The sequence below is a fragment of the Amycolatopsis sp. NPDC101161 genome, assembly GCF_044768185.1.
Classification (GTDB): Bacteria; Actinomycetota; Actinomycetes; order Mycobacteriales; family Pseudonocardiaceae; genus Amycolatopsis.
This window is the reverse complement of record NZ_JBIWPI010000007.1, coordinates 418,773-435,822: the sequence shown is the minus strand read 5'-3', so window position 1 is coordinate 435,822 and position 17,050 is coordinate 418,773. Positions and strand designations below refer to the sequence as shown.

Annotated in this window: 12 protein-coding genes; 2 read left to right on the top strand and 10 right to left on the bottom strand. The window is 72.5% G+C overall.

What is annotated here, in order from left to right:
* Positions 1-27 precede the first annotated feature (27 nt).
* Positions 28-3,621 carry a CARDB domain-containing protein gene (locus tag ACIRSS_RS44665; protein ID WP_400906858.1) on the bottom strand — a complete coding sequence of 1,198 codons (3,594 nt, stop codon included), beginning with the start codon at positions 3,619-3,621 and terminating at the stop codon, positions 28-30.
* 295 nt (positions 3,622-3,916) lie between these two features.
* Positions 3,917-4,357: a winged helix-turn-helix transcriptional regulator gene (locus ACIRSS_RS44660; RefSeq protein ID WP_400906855.1), complete on the bottom strand. Its 441-nt coding sequence runs from the start codon at positions 4,355-4,357 to the stop codon at positions 3,917-3,919.
* A gap of 131 nt (positions 4,358-4,488) precedes the next feature.
* Here ACIRSS_RS44660 and ACIRSS_RS44655 point away from each other — a divergent pair, with 131 nt between their 5' ends.
* Positions 4,489-5,685, top strand: a complete 1,197-nt coding sequence (locus ACIRSS_RS44655; RefSeq protein WP_400906852.1) for a thiolase family protein — start codon at positions 4,489-4,491, stop codon at positions 5,683-5,685.
* Here ACIRSS_RS44655 and ACIRSS_RS44650 read toward each other — a convergent pair.
* Both ACIRSS_RS44650 and ligD read right to left on the bottom strand, forming a co-directional pair.
* Positions 5,616-6,026: a response regulator gene (locus tag ACIRSS_RS44650; protein WP_400906850.1), complete on the bottom strand. Its 411-nt coding sequence runs from the start codon at positions 6,024-6,026 to the stop codon at positions 5,616-5,618. The genes ACIRSS_RS44655 and ACIRSS_RS44650 overlap by 70 nt on opposite strands.
* Before the next feature lie 44 nt (positions 6,027-6,070).
* Positions 6,071-7,021, bottom strand: a complete 951-nt coding sequence (gene ligD / locus ACIRSS_RS44645) for a non-homologous end-joining DNA ligase (RefSeq protein WP_400906847.1) — start codon at positions 7,019-7,021, stop codon at positions 6,071-6,073.
* A gap of 39 nt (positions 7,022-7,060) precedes the next feature.
* On the opposite strand from ligD, the gene ACIRSS_RS44640 reads away from it, so the two are divergent.
* The gene (locus ACIRSS_RS44640; protein WP_400906844.1) at positions 7,061-7,900 is read left to right on the top strand and encodes a PHP domain-containing protein; all 840 of its coding nucleotides are present in this window, start codon (positions 7,061-7,063) and stop codon (positions 7,898-7,900) included.
* Here the strand turns inward: ACIRSS_RS44640 and ACIRSS_RS44635 are convergent, their stop codons facing one another.
* The 6 genes from ACIRSS_RS44635 to ACIRSS_RS44610 are packed head-to-tail and all read right to left on the bottom strand — an operon-like array spanning position 7,901 to position 17,049.
* Complete coding sequence (locus tag ACIRSS_RS44635) at positions 7,901-9,934, bottom strand: DHA2 family efflux MFS transporter permease subunit (RefSeq protein ID WP_400906841.1); 2,034 nt, start codon at positions 9,932-9,934, stop codon at positions 7,901-7,903. It lies immediately after the preceding gene.
* 28 nt (positions 9,935-9,962) lie between these two features.
* Positions 9,963-10,442, bottom strand: a complete 480-nt coding sequence (locus ACIRSS_RS44630; protein ID WP_400906840.1) for a GNAT family N-acetyltransferase — start codon at positions 10,440-10,442, stop codon at positions 9,963-9,965.
* Positions 10,443-10,488: 46 nt separating this feature from the next.
* Positions 10,489-11,658 carry a glycosyltransferase gene (locus tag ACIRSS_RS44625; protein WP_400906838.1) on the bottom strand — a complete coding sequence of 390 codons (1,170 nt, stop codon included), beginning with the start codon at positions 11,656-11,658 and terminating at the stop codon, positions 10,489-10,491.
* A complete protein-coding gene (locus ACIRSS_RS44620; protein ID WP_400906835.1) occupies positions 11,658-12,464 on the bottom strand; it encodes an alpha/beta fold hydrolase in 807 nt (268 codons plus the stop codon). The genes ACIRSS_RS44625 and ACIRSS_RS44620 overlap by 1 nt, the downstream gene beginning before the upstream one ends.
* A complete protein-coding gene (locus tag ACIRSS_RS44615; RefSeq protein ID WP_400906832.1) occupies positions 12,461-12,766 on the bottom strand; it encodes an acyl carrier protein in 306 nt (101 codons plus the stop codon). The genes ACIRSS_RS44620 and ACIRSS_RS44615 overlap by 4 nt, the downstream gene beginning before the upstream one ends.
* Positions 12,763-17,049 (bottom strand): beta-ketoacyl synthase N-terminal-like domain-containing protein, encoded by a 4,287-nt coding sequence (locus ACIRSS_RS44610; protein WP_400906829.1) that lies wholly within the window; start codon positions 17,047-17,049, stop codon positions 12,763-12,765. The genes ACIRSS_RS44615 and ACIRSS_RS44610 overlap by 4 nt, the downstream gene beginning before the upstream one ends.
* Position 17,050 lies beyond the last annotated feature (1 nt).

Here is a 17,050-nt window from a genome sequence, read left to right as displayed (position 1 = left end):
CTTCCCGGCGGGCACCGCACGCACTTCTCAGTTGCGGACGATGGTGAAGGTGGACGTCGTGTTGCGGATGTCCTGGTCGTTGTCGCTCAGCGTCAGCCCGGTGAAGGTCGCCGACCCGACGGCCGGGCCCTGGCCCGGTTCCGGCAGCTCGTTGGCCCAGATCCCGATCCCGGACTTGGCGTCGAAGGCGTCCCCGCTGCGGTGCGCGCCGGTGATCGACACGTTCGTCAGCACGGTGTCCTCGACCGGGTGCTCCGGCGTGGTGCCGTCGTACTTGGTCTGGAACATGATCCCGCTGTAGGTCGGGCTCTGGATGTCCACATCGGACACCCGGATGCCGCGGAACTCCTTCGACGCGGAGAACAGCCAGATCGCCGGGAAGGTCTGCTGGCCCCAGAAGTGGCCGCCGTCCCGGACGAGCGAGGCGTTCTGGACCGTCGTCGGCTGCGGCCCGAACCCGAGGAACGGGTAGCCGAAGTCGAGCGAGCTGATCGTGATCGCCGAGTACGTCAGCGTGTCCGCGATGTAGAGGTTGCGGAAGGTGTTGTTGTACCCGCCGTAGACCGCCAGCCCGGCCGCGCGCCACGGGGTGAGCGAGGTCAGGTTCTCGAACACGTTGTCGTACTGGTTGCCCTGGTTGATGTCCGTGGCGGCGAACAGCGCGAAGCTGTCGTCACCGGTGGACCGGGCCTCGTTGTTGGTGACGTGGTTGCCGGTGCTCCCGTTCGTGAGGTTGACGCCGTCGGCGAACGTGTCGCGGATCCGGGAGTTCTTGATCGTGGTGTTGTCCACGTTCGTGCCCCAGACCATGACCACCTGGTGCTCGACCCAGATGTTGTCGATCGTCAGGTTCGCCACGTTCGTCAGGTTGAACACCTTGCCGGGACCGTCGATGCGGGACGTGTAGTTCCCGAACACCGCGAACCCGCTGAACGTCGACCCGTTCGCGCTCGCCTGCACGTCGATGCCGATGTCGGTGTTCTCCTGGCCCGCGGGCGCGGAGAACTTCGTGAACCACGGCCCGGCGCCGGTGACCGTCACCGCCTTGCCGTAGACGTTCAGCTTGCTCGACAGCGAGTAGCTCCCGGCCGGCAGGTAGACGCCGGTGAGCGTCGTGTCCTGGCGGACCTTGTCGAGGGCGTTCTGCACGTCCTGCTGCGTGAACCCGGCGGGCACCGCGAAGTGCGCCGGGTCGGGGTTCGCGACCGCGGTGGCCTGCTCGAAGTTCACGAAGTCGATCGCGTAGTTCGTGCTGTTGGCCGCGTCCTTCTGCAACTTGATCCGGTGCCCGGCGGGCACGGTGGTGCCGAGCATCGTGCTGGCCTCGTCGTAGATGTGGCGCGGGCCGGCGCCCGGCGAGTTGCCCGGGCCGGTTTCGGCGCCGTAGAGCCACGCGTAGTGCGAGGTCAGGTCGATGGCCTTGAGGAACGTGCCGTCCACGTAGACGTTCAGCGTGGAGTCGATCCCGCCCCCGCCCGCCGAGTCCGGGATGGAGAACCGGGTGACGAGCGTGTTGGTGGACGCGCGGGTGGTGAACTCCACCGACGAGCCGGTCGAGTTCAGCGTCACGGCCTTGCGGCCCGACGCCTCGCCCGCGAGGTCGCCGATCGTGCGGTTCGGCCCGATCACCGAAGCCCCGCCGGCCACGACGCCGTCTTCGGCCTCGTACATGTCGTAGGGCATGTTCGCGCCCCGGCCGACGAACAGCGCCTGCGTGCTGGTGTTGTTGCCCTGCTTCACCGGCAGCTCGTTGGCGTCGTTCGCGACGACCGTCTTGACCGTGTACCGGCCGTTGGCGGCGGTCCAGGTGCCGACGGTCACCGGCGAAGCGGTGGCGCCCGCCGCGATGGCCCCGGTGTAGCTGCCGGTCAGCGTCTTGACGACGGTGCCGTTCTGGTCGGTGATCGTCACCGTGACGCCGTGGGCGCCGCTCGCGCTCGCGATCGTGCCCTGGTTGCGCAGGGTCGTGGTGAACGTGACCGTGTTGCCCGCGGACGGGTTGGTCGGCGACCACGCCGTGGCCGCGACGAGGTCGGAGCTCTGCACCGGGCTGACGACCAGGGCCGTCGAGCTCGTGTAGGAGTTGTTGGCCTCGTTCTGCTCGATGACCGCGTTGGCCTCGTCGACCTTCGCGGTCAGCTGGTAGCTGCCCGCGTCCCGGGTGCCGATGTTCGCCGACACGGTCGTCGACGCCCCGGCGGCGAGCGCGCCGACGTTCGCGGTACCGACCTTCGTCGTGCCCAGGTACAGGTTCACGTTCGTCGCGCCCGAAGCGGCCGTACCGATGTTGCGGACCGTCGCCGACGCGGTGATGGCGTCGGTCTCGACCGGGTTCTGCGGCGACCAGGACACGCCCGAGACCGTCAGGTCCGGGTTGGGCGCGGGCACGCCGAAGACCTGGAACTCCGCGGCCTGCCCGCCGCCGGCGCCCGAGTTGGCGGTGACGCGCAGGCGGACGTCGGCGGCCCGGCCGCTGAGCGGGATGGTGACGGTGTTGCCGCTGTTCGGGTCGAAGCTGTAGGTCTGCGCGGCGGACAGCGTCGTGAACGTGGTCGAGCTCTGCTCGCGGCCTTCGACGGCGATCGTCTGGGTCCGCGGGCCCCACGCCGGGTCCGGGTTGAGCTTGACGGTGACGTGGTCGACGTCGGCGTTGGAGCCGAGCGCGACGGTCAGCAGGTTCGGGTAGGTCCCGCCGCCGCCTTCCCAGTACGTCGTCAGGGAGTCGTCGTTGGCGTTCGTGGCGACGAAGGTGAACTGCGCCGAGGACGCCGTGATCGGCTTGCCCAGCGCGAGGTTCGTGCCCGCCTGGGTGCCGGTGCGGGTCACGGTGTTGCTGTTCGCCGACTGGTTGCCGGCGGCGTCCTTCGCGCGGACGTAGTAGGCGACGGTCGTGCCGTCCGGCTGGGTGTCGGTGTAGGTCAGGACGGTCCCGGCGACGCTGCCGCGGAGCTGGCCGTTGGCGTAGACGTCGTAGCCGGTGACGCCGGTGTTGTCGGTCGACGCGGACCAGGTGAGCCGGATCTGGCCGCTCGCCGGCTGGGTGTAGGCGAGGTTGCCGGGCGCGGACGGCGGTTGCGTGTCCCCGCCGACCGGGCCGTGCACCTCGAACTCCGACAGCTGCGCGGCGGGCCAGCCGGTGTTGGCCGTGACGTTCAGCCGGACGTACCGGGTGGTCCCGGTGACGTCCACGGTCACGGTGTTGCCGGTCGCGGGGTCGAAGCGGTAGCCGGCCGAGGCCTTCAGATCGCTGAAGCCGGTGCCGGTGGTGCTGCCCTGCACGCTGAAGGTCTCGGTGCGGGCCTCCCAGTTCGACGGCAGCTTGAGGACCAGCTGGGCGATGGCCGACGTCGTGCCGAGGTCCGCCTGGATCCACTGCGGGAACTGGTTGTTCGTGCTTTCCCAGTAGGTGGCCTGGTTGCCGTCGCCGACGTTCGTAGCCGGGTATTCGCCGAGCTGGCTGCTGGCGGTGTAGGTCGCGGAGGCGGCCTGGGCCGCGGGTTGGACGGCGGAGACCGCGGGGGTGGCGGCCGGGGCGGCGCTCGCCGCCACGGCGGGCGCGGCCAGGAGGAGGGACAGGGCGGCGTAGGTCGCCGCGCGCGACAGGAGTCGCTTCGTTCTCATGGGGGTCCTCGGATCCGGGGAGGAGGGGAGACGCGTGGGGACGGCAGAACCAGGGAACGGGACACGCGCGGACCGGACCCGGGGGCGCGCGCGGGCAGCACGGGACAGCCGTCATGGGCACCTCTTCGTCGAGGGCTGGGCGGGATCTTCCTGACGTTTGCTGTGATTTCTCGCGCTGTTGTCAGGTTCTTGCACTGATTCGTTCAAGAGTTACCGTGACGGGGGTCTCAAGTCAACGCCCGGCCGCGAAAAAGGCCTCCTCGCGGGGGATGCGAGGAGGCCTTGGGGGCGTCGGTCAGGAGTGGACGGCGCCCAGCCGGATCGCCCGGGTGCCCGGGGCGTTGACCGGGTCCCCGCAGTGCGCGCAGACGGTCGCCGGTTCCAGCACCTCACCGCAGGCGTGGCGCCAGAGCGTGGGCGGCTCGCCGTCGTGGACGTACTTGTCGCCCCAGGCCATCAGGCCGAGCAGGATCGGCTGCAGCGCGCGGCCGGCTTCGGTCGGGTAGTACTCGAAGCGCGGCGGGTGGTCTTCGTACTGGCGCTTCTCGAGCACGCCGGCGTCGACGAGCTTGCGCAGCCGCGCCGCCAGGATGTCCCGGCTGGCACCGGTGTTTTCGGCGATCTGGTTGAACCGCCGCTCCCCCAGCATGATCTCGCGCAGCGCGAGCAGGCTCCACCGTTCGCCGACGACCTCGAGGGCCTCGGCGACCGAGCATTCGCGACCACGCCGGGTCATGCCACCTCCCTGGGGTTGAAAATCCAACCTAGCACTTCAGTCGCGTGTGACCTGGCGTACAGGTGAGTTGTGCAATCCAACTTACTCGGCGTATACCGAAGACATCCCCGATCTGCGAGGAGGCAGACGCCATGACGGACGCGGTGATCGTCGACGCGGTACGGACCCCGATCGGCAAGGGCAAGCCGAACGGTTCACTGGCCGGGGTGCACCCGGTCGACCTGCACGCCCACGCGCTCCGCTCGCTCGTCGAGCGCACCGGCGTCGACCCGGCCCGGATCGACGACGTGATCAGCGGCGCCGTCGGCCAGATCGGCGAGCAGAGCATGAACACCGCCCGCTGGGCCGCGCTCGCCGCGGGCCTGCCGGAGTCGGTCCCGGCGGTGACCGTGGACCGGCAGTGCGGCAGCAGCCAGCAGGCCGTCCACTTCGCCGCGCAGGGCGTCATCGCCGGCGCGTACGACGTCGTGATCGCCTCCGGCGTCGAGTCGATGAGCCGGGTGCCGATGGGCAGCCAGGTGGCCGGGCGCGACCCGTTCGGCACCCAGGTCGCCGCCCGCTACCCCGACGGCCTGGTGCCGCAGGGCATCAGCGCGGAGCTGATCGCCGCGAAGTGGGGCTTCAGCCGGGCGCAGCTGGACGAGTTCTCCGCGGAAAGCCACCAGCGGGCGGCGAAGGCGTGGGCGGACGGGAAGTTCGCCGGCGAGGTCGCGCCGCTCAAGGCGCCGGGCCCGGACGGCGTGCTCGTCGACGTCACGACCGACGAGACCGTGCGGCCGTCCACGACCCCGGAGATCCTCGCCGGGCTGAAGCCGGCGTTCCGCGCCGACGTCTGGGAGCAGCGGTTCCCCGAGCTCGGCTGGCACGTGACGGCCGGGAACTCCTCGCCGATCAACGATGGCGCCGCGGGGCTGCTGCTCACCAGCTCCGAGACGGCGAAGGCGCTCGGGCTGCGGCCGCGCGCGCGGATCCACAGCTTCGCCGTCGCCGGCGACGACCCGCTGTACATGCTGACCGGCGTCATCCCCGCCACCCGCAAGGTCCTCGCCCGGGCCGGGCTGTCCGTGGGCGACATCGACGCGTTCGAGGTCAACGAGGCGTTCGCCAGCGTCGTGCTCGCGTGGCAGGCCGAGATCGGCGCGGACCTGGCGAAGGTCAACGTCAACGGCGGCGCGATCGCCCTCGGCCACCCGCTCGGCGGCAGCGGCGCGCGGCTGATGACGACGCTGCTGTCGGTGCTGGAGCAGACCGGCGGCCGCTACGGCCTGCAGACGATGTGCGAGGCGGGCGGCCTCGCCAACGCCACGATCATCGAGCGCCTGGACTGACGGGCCAGGTACGCCCGCAGCGCCGCCACGGCTCCCCCGGGATCCGTGGCGGCGACCGGGAACACCTCGTCGAAGCCGAGGGCGAGCAGGTCCGCGCGCGTGTTCTTCAGCCGGCCGCCGAGGACCACCGGCAGGCCGGCGAGCGCCGGGTCGGCGCGCACGCGGCGCAGCACGTCGACGCCCGAAGCGCCGTGCACAGTGGACAGCACCAGGCAGTCCGGGCGCACGCGGCGGCAGGCGTCGAGCGCCTCGGCCGCCACGCACACGGTGTGGCCCTCGCGTTCGAGGACCACCTGCAACGCGACGAGGCTCCACGCGCCCGCGTCCAATCCCGACAGCACGACTTTCACCCCGGGCAGAGCGGCGAGCCGGTCCGGAAAATACGTCAGTCGGGTTCGGGAGGTTCCTCGACGCCGTCGCGGTCGGCCCACTCCAGCAGCGGATCCAGCGAGAACACGGCTTTGTCCATGCCGGCGTGGAGGTCGCCGAGCTCGGCGAAGCGGGCGGGGACCGTCGCGATGGTGAAGTCGCCCGGCTCGGCGTCGTCGACCTCGTCCCAGCGGATCGGCGTCGACACCGTGCCCTCCGGGTTGCCGCGGACCGAGTAGGCGCTGGCGATCGTGTGGTCGCGGGCGTTCTGGTTGTAGTCGACGAAGAGGGTGCGCGGGTCGCGGTCCTTGCGCCACCAGGTCGTGGTGACGTCGTCGGGCGCGCGGCGTTCCACCTCGCGGGCGAAGGCCAGCGCCGCGCGGCGGACGTCGGAGAAACCCCAGCGGGGCTCGATGCGGACGTAGACGTGCAGGCCGCGGCCGCCGGAGGTCTTGGGCCAGCCGACCGCGCCGAGCTCGTCGAGGACCTCGTGCGCCACGTGCGCGACCCGCCTGACGCGGTCGTAGCCGCAGTCGGGCATCGGGTCGAGGTCGATGCGCCACTCGTCGGGCTTTTCGGTATCGGCGCGCCGGGAGTTCCAGGGGTGGAACTCCACAGTGGACATCTGCACCGCCCAGGCGACGTGCGCCAGCTCGGTGACGCACAGCTCGTCGGCGTGCCGGTTGTAGCGCGGGAAGGTCACCCGGACGGTCTCCAGCCACGGCGGCGCACCGTTCGGGACGCGCTTCTGGTGGACCTTCTCCCCCGCCACGCCGGACGGGAACCGGTGCAGCATGCACGGCCGCTCGCGCAGGGCGTTGACGATGCCGTCGCCCACCGAGAGGTAGTAGTTGACCAGGTCGAGCTTCGTCTCGCCGCGGGCCGGGAAGTAGACCCGGTCCGGGTTCGAGATCCGCACCGTGTGCGGGCCGACTTCCAGCTCGATCGCCGCCGACTTCTGCGCCATGGCCAGACCGTAGCCCAAAAACCGCGTTACGGTGGGCCGGTGAGCCTCCCGCCGGACGGGCACGTCCACACCGAGTGGTCCTGGGACACCGTCACCGGGTCGATGATCGGGTCGTGCGAGCGGGCGCTCGAACTGGGGCTGCCGTCGGTGGCGTTCACCGAGCACGCGGACCTGACACCGTGGCTGATCCCCGAGCCGGTCCGGCCGCTGCTGCCGGACCACTTCCGGGTGCGGTTGCGGCCCGACGGCGTCCTGGAGCCGCCGGACCTCGACGTTCCGGGCTACCTGGCGTGCGTCGCCGAGTGCCGCGAACGGTTCCCGTCGCTGCGGATCCTCTCGGGGGTGGAGCTGAGCGAGCCGCACTGGCACCGTCCGCGCGCCGACGCGCTGCTCGCGGCCCACGACTTCGACCGCGTGCTGGGCTCGGTGCACTCCCTGCCCGGCGACAACGGGCACTACCAAGAACTGACCGTCGTGTCGGGCCGGCCGCCCGGCGACATCCTGCGGGCCTACCTGTCCGAGGTGCTCGGGCTGGTCGAGTCGACGGCGGAGTTCGCGGTGCTCGCGCACATCGACTACGCGCTCAGATCGTGGCCGGCCGAAGGGCCGCCGTTCGTCGTGCGGGACTTCGAAGAGGAGTTCCGGACCGTGCTGCGCGCCCTCGCGGCGAGTGGCCGTGCCCTGGAGGTCAACACGCAGGTGCCGCTGCCGGGTGAGGTGGTGCGCTGGTGGTTCGAGGACGGCGGGGAGGCGGTCGCGTTCGGCAGTGACGCGCACGAGCCCGGCCTGGTCGGCCGCGGCTTCGCGGAGGCGGCGGCCCTGGTGGAGTCGTGCGGCTTCCGCCCGGGCCGCACGCCGCACGACTTCTGGCGCCGCTGATCAGGCCAGGGCGTGCCGGCCGTAGGCGCGGGACTCGGCGCTCTGGTCGAGAAGCCTCGCCGCGACCCGGCCGATCGCCGCGTCCAGGTCGGCGCGGTTGCCCGTTCCCCAGTCGCCGAGGCGGTCGGCGAGCCAGTCGTGCCAGGCGCCGACGACCTTCGCGAACTCCTCCCGGCCCGGCTGGGTCAGTTCCCAGCCGTCGCGGGCGTAGCGCAGGTGACCGGTCAGTTCCAGGCGGTTGAACGCCGGTTCGAGGACCTGGGCCGGGACGCCGAAATACTCGCCGATCGCCCGGAGCGTCGCCGGCTCGCCGCGGCGTTCGCGCAGGTGGACCTGCAGCAGGCACCAGATGCCGCCCTCGTCGAGCTCGGTTCCCGCCCGCGAGACGACCGCCGGGGCGACCTTGCGGCGTTCCCGGAAGAACAGCGTCGCGACCGCGCGTTCCAGCTCGCGGTCGTCCGTGCGCGCCTCCGGCATCGCGAAGCCGTCGCCGAGGTCCGGGGCCGCCGCTCGGGCCGTGTCGCGCAGCGGGACCTCCTTGAGGAAGAACGCCAGCACCAAGGCCACCAGCCCGACCGGCGCCGCCGCGAGGAACACGACGTGCAAGGAGTCGCTGTACGCCTTGATCACCGGCGCGGACACCGCGTCCGGCAGCGCGTGCAACGCGGTGGGTACTTGCAGAGCACGCGGATCGACGCCCGGCGGCAACGACGCCACCGCCGTGGCCAGGTTCGGCGTCAGCTGGTTGGCGTAGACCGTCCCGAAGATCGCCGCGCCGAACGAGCTGCCGATCGAGCGCAGGAACGTCACCCCCGACGTCGCGACCCCCAGGTCGGCGTAGTCGACGGTGTTCTGCACGGCGATCGTCAGCACCTGCATGCCGAGCCCGATGCCGAGGCCGAGCACCGCCATGTACGCCGACGCCTCCCAGAACCCGGTGTCCGTGTCGAGCCGCGAGAGCAGGTAGAGCCCGATCGTCATGCCGGCGGCGCCGGCCAGCGGGAAGATCTTGTACCGCCCGGTGCGGCTCACGGCGTTGCCCGCCGCGATCGACGCGACGAGCAGCGCCAGCACCATCGGCAGCAGCCGGACCCCGGACGTCGTCGCCGACGTGCCCTGGACGTACTGCATGTACGTCGGCAGGTACGACAGCGCGCCGAGCATCGCGAACCCGACGACGAAGCTCATGATCCCGCCGACGGTGAACACCGGGTTGCGGAACAGCCGCATCGGCAGCATCGGTTCCTTCGCCCGCAGCTCCACGAAGACGAACGCGGCCAGCAGCACCACCGACCCGATCGCCATCCCGATGATCGTCGGCGAGCCCCACGCGTACTGCGTGCCGCCCCAGCTCGTGACGAGCGTGAGGCCGGTGGCGGCGAGGCCGATGAGCAGGATGCCGAGGTAGTCGATCACCGGCTTGATCGCCGCGCGGGCGTTCGGCATCGCCGACGACGCCACCACCAGCACGACGACGACCAGCGGGATGTTGACGTAGAACGCCCAGCGCCACGACAGGTGGTCGACGAAGAACCCGCCGAGCATCGGCCCGGCCACGGTCACCACGCCGAAGACCGAGCCGAGGACGCCTTGGTACTTGCCGCGCTCGCGCAGCGGGACGACGTCGGCGATCAACGCCGTCGAGGTGACCATCAGCCCGCCACCGCCGAGGCCCTGCACGGCGCGCCAGACGATCAGCCAGACCATGCTGTCGGCGAACCCGGCGCAGAACGAGCCGATGCCGAACACGATCACCGACAGCTGGAACATCAGCTTGCGGCCGAAGAGGTCGCCGAGCTTGCCGACGACCACGGTCATGATCGTCTCGGCCAGCAGGTAGGAGGTGACCACCCAGGACAGGTGCCCGGCGCCGCCGAGGTCGCCGACGATGGTGGGCAGCGCGGTGCCGACGATGGTCTGGTCCAGCGCGGCCAGCAGCATCCCCAGCAGCACGGCGCCGAACACGGCGTTGACCCGGGCCTTGCTCAGCGGCGCGGGCCCCGGCTCCCGGGCGACCTCCGCGGTGGCCGTCATCCGCACCCTCCTCGCTCGGCCTCCGAGGCTAGTGCGCGCCGTCCACTGTGGATAGCCACTCGTTCCGGTGACGCAGGGTCAGTTCGAACGGCTCGAACCCCTGCGCGCGGTAGAAGGCGATCGCCGGTTCGTTCGCGGCGTAGGCCTTGACGAGGATTTCGTTCGCCCCCTTTTCCCGCGCCCAGGCGAAGAACGCGGCGACCAGCTCGGCGCCGATGCCCGACCGGCGGTGCGCCGGGCCGACGCGCATGCTCTCCAGCACCGCCGTCACCGCGCCGGGCCGCAGCTCGTTCGGGGGGCGCAGCCGGCCGATCAGGTGCCCGCCGCCGGCCAGCAGGCACAGGCAGTCCGGATCGTCGACCAGCTTCGCGTAGTAGGCGGCGCCTTCGCGGTCCGGCCAGCCCAGGTCCATGCGCGGGTCGTGCTGCCCGGCGTCTTCGGCGAACAACCCGGCGGCCGACTTCACGAGTTCGGGGACGTCTTCGGGAACGCAGACGGAAACAGTCATACCCAGCACCGTAACCGCGTGTTTTTTCAGAGTAAATGACGAACTTTCAGGGCCCCAAATGGGCGAGGCTCTCCAACGCGAGCTGTTCCAGATGGCTTGCCGCGGCGGCACTTCCGCCCGCGGCGTGGAAGGACGCCGCCACGGTCTCCGCCGCCCGCCGGTACGCCGGCTCGGTCAGCACCTCGCCGACCGCCGCCGCGACGCGCTCGGCGTCGGCGCGGCCGAACCGCAGCCGGATGCCCGCGCCCGCGGCCACCACCTGCGCGGCCACGATCGGCTGGTCGTCGCGGATCGGGGCGACGACCAGCGGCAGGCCGTGCCACAGCGCCTCGCAGACGGTGTTGTGGCCGGCGTGGCACAGCACCGCGTCCACCCGCGGGAGCAGCGCCAGCTGCGGAACCCGCGGCAGCACCAGGACGTTCGGCGGCACCGGGCCCAGTACTCCGCCGGGGTCGACGAGCACCGCGCGCGCGTCCAGGCCGGCGAACGCCTCGGCCGCGGTCGCCAGGAACCGGGCGCCCGCTTCGGTGTTCGCGGTGCCCAGCGAGACCAGCACCGTTTGCCGGAGCGGGTCGAGCCACTCCCACGGAAAGTCTATTGTGGACGGACGCTCGCCCAGCGCCGGCCCGACGAGCCGCACCCGCGGCGGGAGCGCGGCCGCGCCGAGCAGTTCGCGGGTCGTGAACGCCAGGACGCCGTGCGGCGAGAACCGCGGATCGGCCGAACCGCGGCCGCCGGCGATCCGGGCGCGCAGCTCGGCCAGCAGCGAGCCGACCCAGTCGGCGACCTTCGGCATGCCCGCGAGGGGGTCGACCAGCTCCGCCGACGTCGTCGCCGACGTGACCCACGGCAACCCGCGCGCCTCGGCCAGCAGGCCGCCGGCCAGTGCCTGCTGGTCGGCGACCACGACGTGCGGGGCGAACGCGTCGATCGCCGCCGCGACGCCGGGGGCCATCGCGTCGGCCAGCGGGACGAGGAAGTCCTCCCAGAGGAAGCGCAGCGCGGCCGGTCCCTTGAGCCCCGCCGGCCGCGCGGGTGCCCCGGCAGGCAAGCCGCATGAGAAGACCAGCGCGTCCGGGCCGGCCAGCTGCCAGAGCAGTTCTTCGTGCCCGGCCCAGGCGACCTCGTGCCCGCGCGCGGCGAGCTCGGCCGCGACGCCGGCGGCCGGGTTGACGTGCCCGACCAGCGGCGGGACGACGAACAGGAACCGGGCCACTACCGCGTCCGCACCGGGACGCGCGAGGTGTCGCGGACCCAGCCGAAGATCAGGTCGATCACCTCGGCGGTCCGCTCGACCAGTACCGAGTGGCCCTGGTCGGGCAGCACGACGCAGCGGCAGCGCTCCAGGTGCGTCTCGAAGTGCGGCACCTGCTCGGCGAGGCCGGAGTCGCCGCCGAAGATGGCGAACACCGGGCAGCGCACGGCCGAGAGGTCGGCGGCGATCGTCGCGCTGCGCGGGATGTCCTCGGCGATCGTGGTGGTCTGGAGGATCTTGTTCGCCGCCTTCGACAGCCGCGCGGTGTGCGCGCCGTGGTTGTCGGCGATCCAGCCGATCACCTCGTCGATCGCCAGCCGGGTCTTCGCGTCGGCGAGGCCGTCGGCCATGTGCCGGGTCCACTCTTCCGTCGGCGGTTCCCCTTCGATGACGACCACGCTCGCCACCCGGTCCGGCCGGGCCGCGGCCAGCCCGAACGCGACCGACGCGCCGAAGGAGTTGCCGACCACGTGCACCGGCCGCGTCACCTCGCACGCGTCGAGGACCGCGACGAGGTCGCCGACGAACTCCTCGAGGTGGTAGCCGGACTCCGGGCGGGTCGTTCGGCCGTGCCCGCGCAGGTCGTACATCAGCACGTCGAGCCCGCGCTCGGCGAACGCCGGGCCGAGCGTGAAGTAGTAGCTCGCGAGGCTGTCGGTGAGCAGGCCGTGCACGCACACGACGATCGGGGCGTCGCCGTCCAGCGGCACGTCGGGGGCGAGCCGCTGGACGTGGACGTCCAGCTCGCCGGCGCGGATCTTGCTCACGCCGTCGCCCGCAGCGAGACGACGATGTAGCGGACGAGCTCGCCGACGGTCAGCGCGATGATCTCGTCGAGGTCGCGCTCGGCGATGAAGGTCGCGAAGTTGACGCGCTCGCCGTAGTGCTCCCGCAGCTGCCCGGACAACGCCACCAGGTCGACGCTCTCCAGCTCGAGGTCGTCGTGGAACGTCGTGTCCATCGTGATTTCGGCGTCGTCGAGGCCGTACTCCTCGAGCAGCTCCCGCAGCATGCCGCCGAGCTGGGTGAGCACGGTCGCTTCGTCCGTCGCCGTGGTCTCGATGCTCATTCCGCGGTCTCCTTCGTCTCTTCGGTCCAGGCCACGACGTAGCGGCGCGGCGGTGCGCCGGGCAGGCTCTCGACGTCGGTGCAGTGCACGAGGAAGCCGGTGCCGGCCGCGTGGACGGTCAGCGCGTCCGGCGCCGCCGCGACGACCTCGAAGTCCCGGGGCTCGCCGCGCAGCCCGGTGCCGAGCAGCTTCGCCACGGCTTCCTTGGCCGTCCAGAACCGGGCGAACCAGCGCTCCGGGTCGCCGGACAGGCCGGCGAACAGGGCCTGCTCACCCGCGCCCAGTGCCGCGTCCACAGTGGACTCCGTGCGGGCGGCGACCTCTTCGACGTCGATGCCGCACCGCCCGTGGCGGGCGATCGCCACGCCGACCTCGCCGCGGTGGGCCACCGAAATCGTCAGCGACGGCAGCACGCGGCCGTACGCTCCGGTCGCGTGCGGGCGGCCGGCCTCGTCGTTGCCGATCCGCAGCTCGGCCGGGAACATCTCGGCTTCGCCGCGGGCCCACAGGAACTGGCGGACGGCGTCCTTCGCGGCGATCCGGCCGAGCAGCCACTGGCGCCGGCCGCGCGGCGGACGCCGGTCGTAGGCGTCGCGTTCGGCGCCCGCGAGGTAGTTGCGCATGATCAGCTCGCGGGTCGCCAGGTCCGGCCACTGCTCGTGCACCAACGCCCAGCCGCCCGGCTGCTCGATCGACAGCGTCGAGCGCTCCGGCGTCCGGTCGGCCTGGCGGATGTGCGGGGTGCTGTCGAACCGGCGGTCGCGCCAGCCGGTGAACTCGGCCCAGACCTGTCCGCCGTGGACGAGCTGCATGTCGGCGTCGAGGAACTCCTCGGACAGCCCGGTGATCTTGACCAGGCACTCCAGGCGCTCCCCCGGCGCCGGGTGCGGGCCGTGGAACCGGATCTCGCGCATGCCGACCGGGAAGACGGTGGTGCGCTCGCGCAGCCGGGACATGATCCAGTAGCCGAGCACCTGGCCGACGTTGTCGAGCAGCGCGCCGGGCGCGGCCGGGGTCGTCAGGACGGCCCGGACGTGCCGCTCGCCGACGGCCGTCAGCTCGGTGACGCCTTGGAAGCGCGGGCCGTGGAACATCCAGCGCTCGTCGTACAGCTGCGCCGCCGTCGTCTCGGGCACCTGCTCCGCCGACACCGGGAACGCCCAGGGTGCGGGCGCGCCCGCCGGGTACGCCGGGGCGAGTTCGACGGTGGCCTGGGAGTAGCCGTCGAGGGCCGCCAGGACGCGGTCGGGACCGAGCGGCCGGACGCGCACGCCGACCGTGACCGCCGGCACGGCCGTGATCCACTGGGTCAGCCGGACGTCGTGCACCGCGACCGCGCGGCGGCCGGGCGCGGCCTGCTCGGCGAAGCCCATCAGGTGGTCGATCACCGTGGTCGCCGGGACGACCGGCCAGCGGTCCCCGGGCTCGGCCTGGGGCGGCTGCTTGAAGAAGCAGTGGTCGAGCAGGTACGGCATCGCCTCGACCGACACGGTGAGCGTCGTGTCGAGCGGCTTGGGCGCCGGCAGGCGGCGGCCGGGCCGGGCGAGCACCGAGGAGGCCAGCTCGGCGGTGTCGGCCAGCAGGGCCGCGAATTCCGCGGCGAGCGGACCCTTCGCGGCCAGTTCGTCCACAGTGGACTTCCCGACGGCCGGCAACGCGATCCGCGCGCGGACGCCGTCGTCCAGGGAGATCAGCCGGCCGCCGAGGTCGAGCTTGACGGCCTTGTGCGGGGCCGGGCGGTCGCCGGGCAGCCGCGCGAAGTCGAGGTCGAGGCCGTCGGCCCACAACGCGGTCGCGACGCGGCGCAGCTGGGCGAGGCCGGGCCGGTGCGCGGAGTGCGCGGCCACGACCAGGTGGTCTTCGCCGTGCAGGGTGTCGCCGACCAGCGAGCCGAGCTGGCCCGCGCCGACCTGCACGAACGCCCGGACCCCCGCCGCGTGCAGCGCCCGCACGAGCGGCCGGAACCGAACCGGCTCCAGCAGGTGCCGCACGAACAGCTCGCGGACCCCCGCCTCGGTGGCCGGGTACTCCGACACCGTGGTCGCCGACCAGAGCGGCACCCGCGGCGGATGCAGGGTGAAGCGGGCGGCCGCCTCGCGGATCGGGCCGAGGTAGGGCCGCAGCATCGGCGTGTGGAACCCGGACCGGAACGGCAGCACCTGGGCCACGATCCCGGCGTCGCGGAAGCGCGTCACGAGCGTTTCGACCGCCGTCGCGGGGCCGCAGATCATGGCCTGGTTGGGCGAGTTGTCGTGGGAGAGCACGACGTCCGTACGCCCGGCCAGCTCCTCGAGCACGCGGGGCGCCGGCGCGCCGATCGCGGCGAACGCGAGGCCGGGGACGACGAGCGCGTCCGGGTCGAAGCCGGCGAGGAACGCGTCGACCTCTTCTTCGGCGTGCACGCCGGCGACGGCCATCGCCGTCCACTCGCCCAGGCTGTGGCCGGCCACGGCGTCCGGCGTGACGCCCAGCCGGCCGAGCGCGGAGCTCAGCAGGCGGCCCAGCTCGAACACCGCGGTGCCCTGGCGGCCGACGTCGCCGACCTCGACGTCGTCGTGGTCCCACGGCAGGCCGAAGTGGCGGGCGACGTCGGCGCAGTTGAGCGCCAGCTCCGACTCCAAGCCGGGGAAGACGAAGGCGAGCTTGCCGCCGCCCGGCCCGAGCAGCGGCCGGTCGGCGAACCAGACGTCGTTGCGGCCGCGCCAAGGCTTTCCCCGGCCGACCGCCTTCCGGGCCAGGGCCAGCCGTTTTTCGGTCGGGTCGACGACGCCGAGCCGGACGGCCCCGTCGCCGGTCCCCCGCGTCCCGGGCCGGTCGAGCAGGTCGCGCAGCTCGTCGACGCTGCGGGCCGCGAGCCGCAGCACGCGTTCGGGCTCGCGGACGACGACCGGCGTGGCACGCCCGGGCGCCTGCTCGAGGACGACGTGGGCGTTGATCCCGCCGAACCCGAACGCGTTGACCCCGGCCCGCCGCACCGGCGCGTCCCAGTCCTTCGCGGTGTCCAAAGTGGAGAACCGGGTCTTCGCCAGCGCGGGGTGCGGGTCGTCGCAGTGCAGGGTGGGCAGCAGGACGCCGTGGTGCACGGCCAGGGCCGCTTTGACCAGCCCGGCGATCCCGGCGGCCGGCATCGTGTGCCCGATCATCGACTTCACCGAGCCGAGGACCGCCGCGCCCGCGGGGCCGAAGACCTCCTCCAGGGTGGCGAGTTCGGCCGCGTCGCCGGCCGGGGTCGCCGTCCCGTGGGCTTCCAGCAGCCCGATCGAGTCCGGGTCGGCCGGGTCGAGCCCGGCCGCCGCCCACGCCTGGCGGACCGCGCGGACCTGGCCGCCGGAGTCCGGGTTGGCGAGGCTGGCGGTCCGGCCGTCGGAGGCGACGCCGGTGCCGGTGATCACGGCGTACACGCGGTCGCCGTCCCGCTCGGCGTCGGCCAGGCGCTTGAGCACGACGACACCGGTGCCCTCACCGATGAGCACACCGTCGGCGTCGCGGTGGAACGGGCGGATGCGCTCGGACGGCGACAGCGCGCCGAGCTGCGTGAACACGCTCCAGAACGTGATGTCGTGGCAGTGGTGGACGCCGCCGGCGAGCACGACGTCGCAGCGGCCGGACGCGAGTTCGCGCACGGCGTGGTCGACGGCGATCAGCGAGGACGCGCAGGCGGCGTCCACGGTGTACGCCGGACCGCGCAGGTCGAGGCGGTTGGCCAGCCGGGACGCGGCGAGGTTGGGCACGAGCCCGATCGCGGACTCCGGTGCCTCCGGGCCGAGCTGGTCGGTGAAGGCCTGGCGGACGGCGTCGAGCCGGTCCGCGCCGAGTTCCGGCAGGAGCTCACCGAGCGTCCGGACGAGCTGGCTCGCGGTCCGGACACGCTGGTCGAGCCGGACCAGGCCGGGCGTCAGGTAGCCGCCGCGGCCGAGGACGACACCGACTTTCGCGCGGTCGGCGGGCAGCCGGTCCGGGCCGCCGGCGTCGGCGACGGCCTGCGCCGCGACCCGCAGCGCGATCAGCTGGTCGGGTTCGGTGGCGGGCACCGAGTTCGGCATGATCCCGAAGCCGGTGACGTCCACTTCGGCCAGTTCGTCGACGAACCCGCCGCGGCGGCAGTAGACGCGGTCGGCGCGCCGCTCGTCGGGGGCGTAGTGGATGTCGTCCCACTTCTCGGGCGGGACGTCGGTGATGGCGTCGACGCCGCCGACGAGGTTGCGCCAGTACGCCGCGAGGTCCGGGGCGCCGGGCAGCAGCACCGACATCCCGACGATGGCCACCCGCGTGTCCGTCACCACC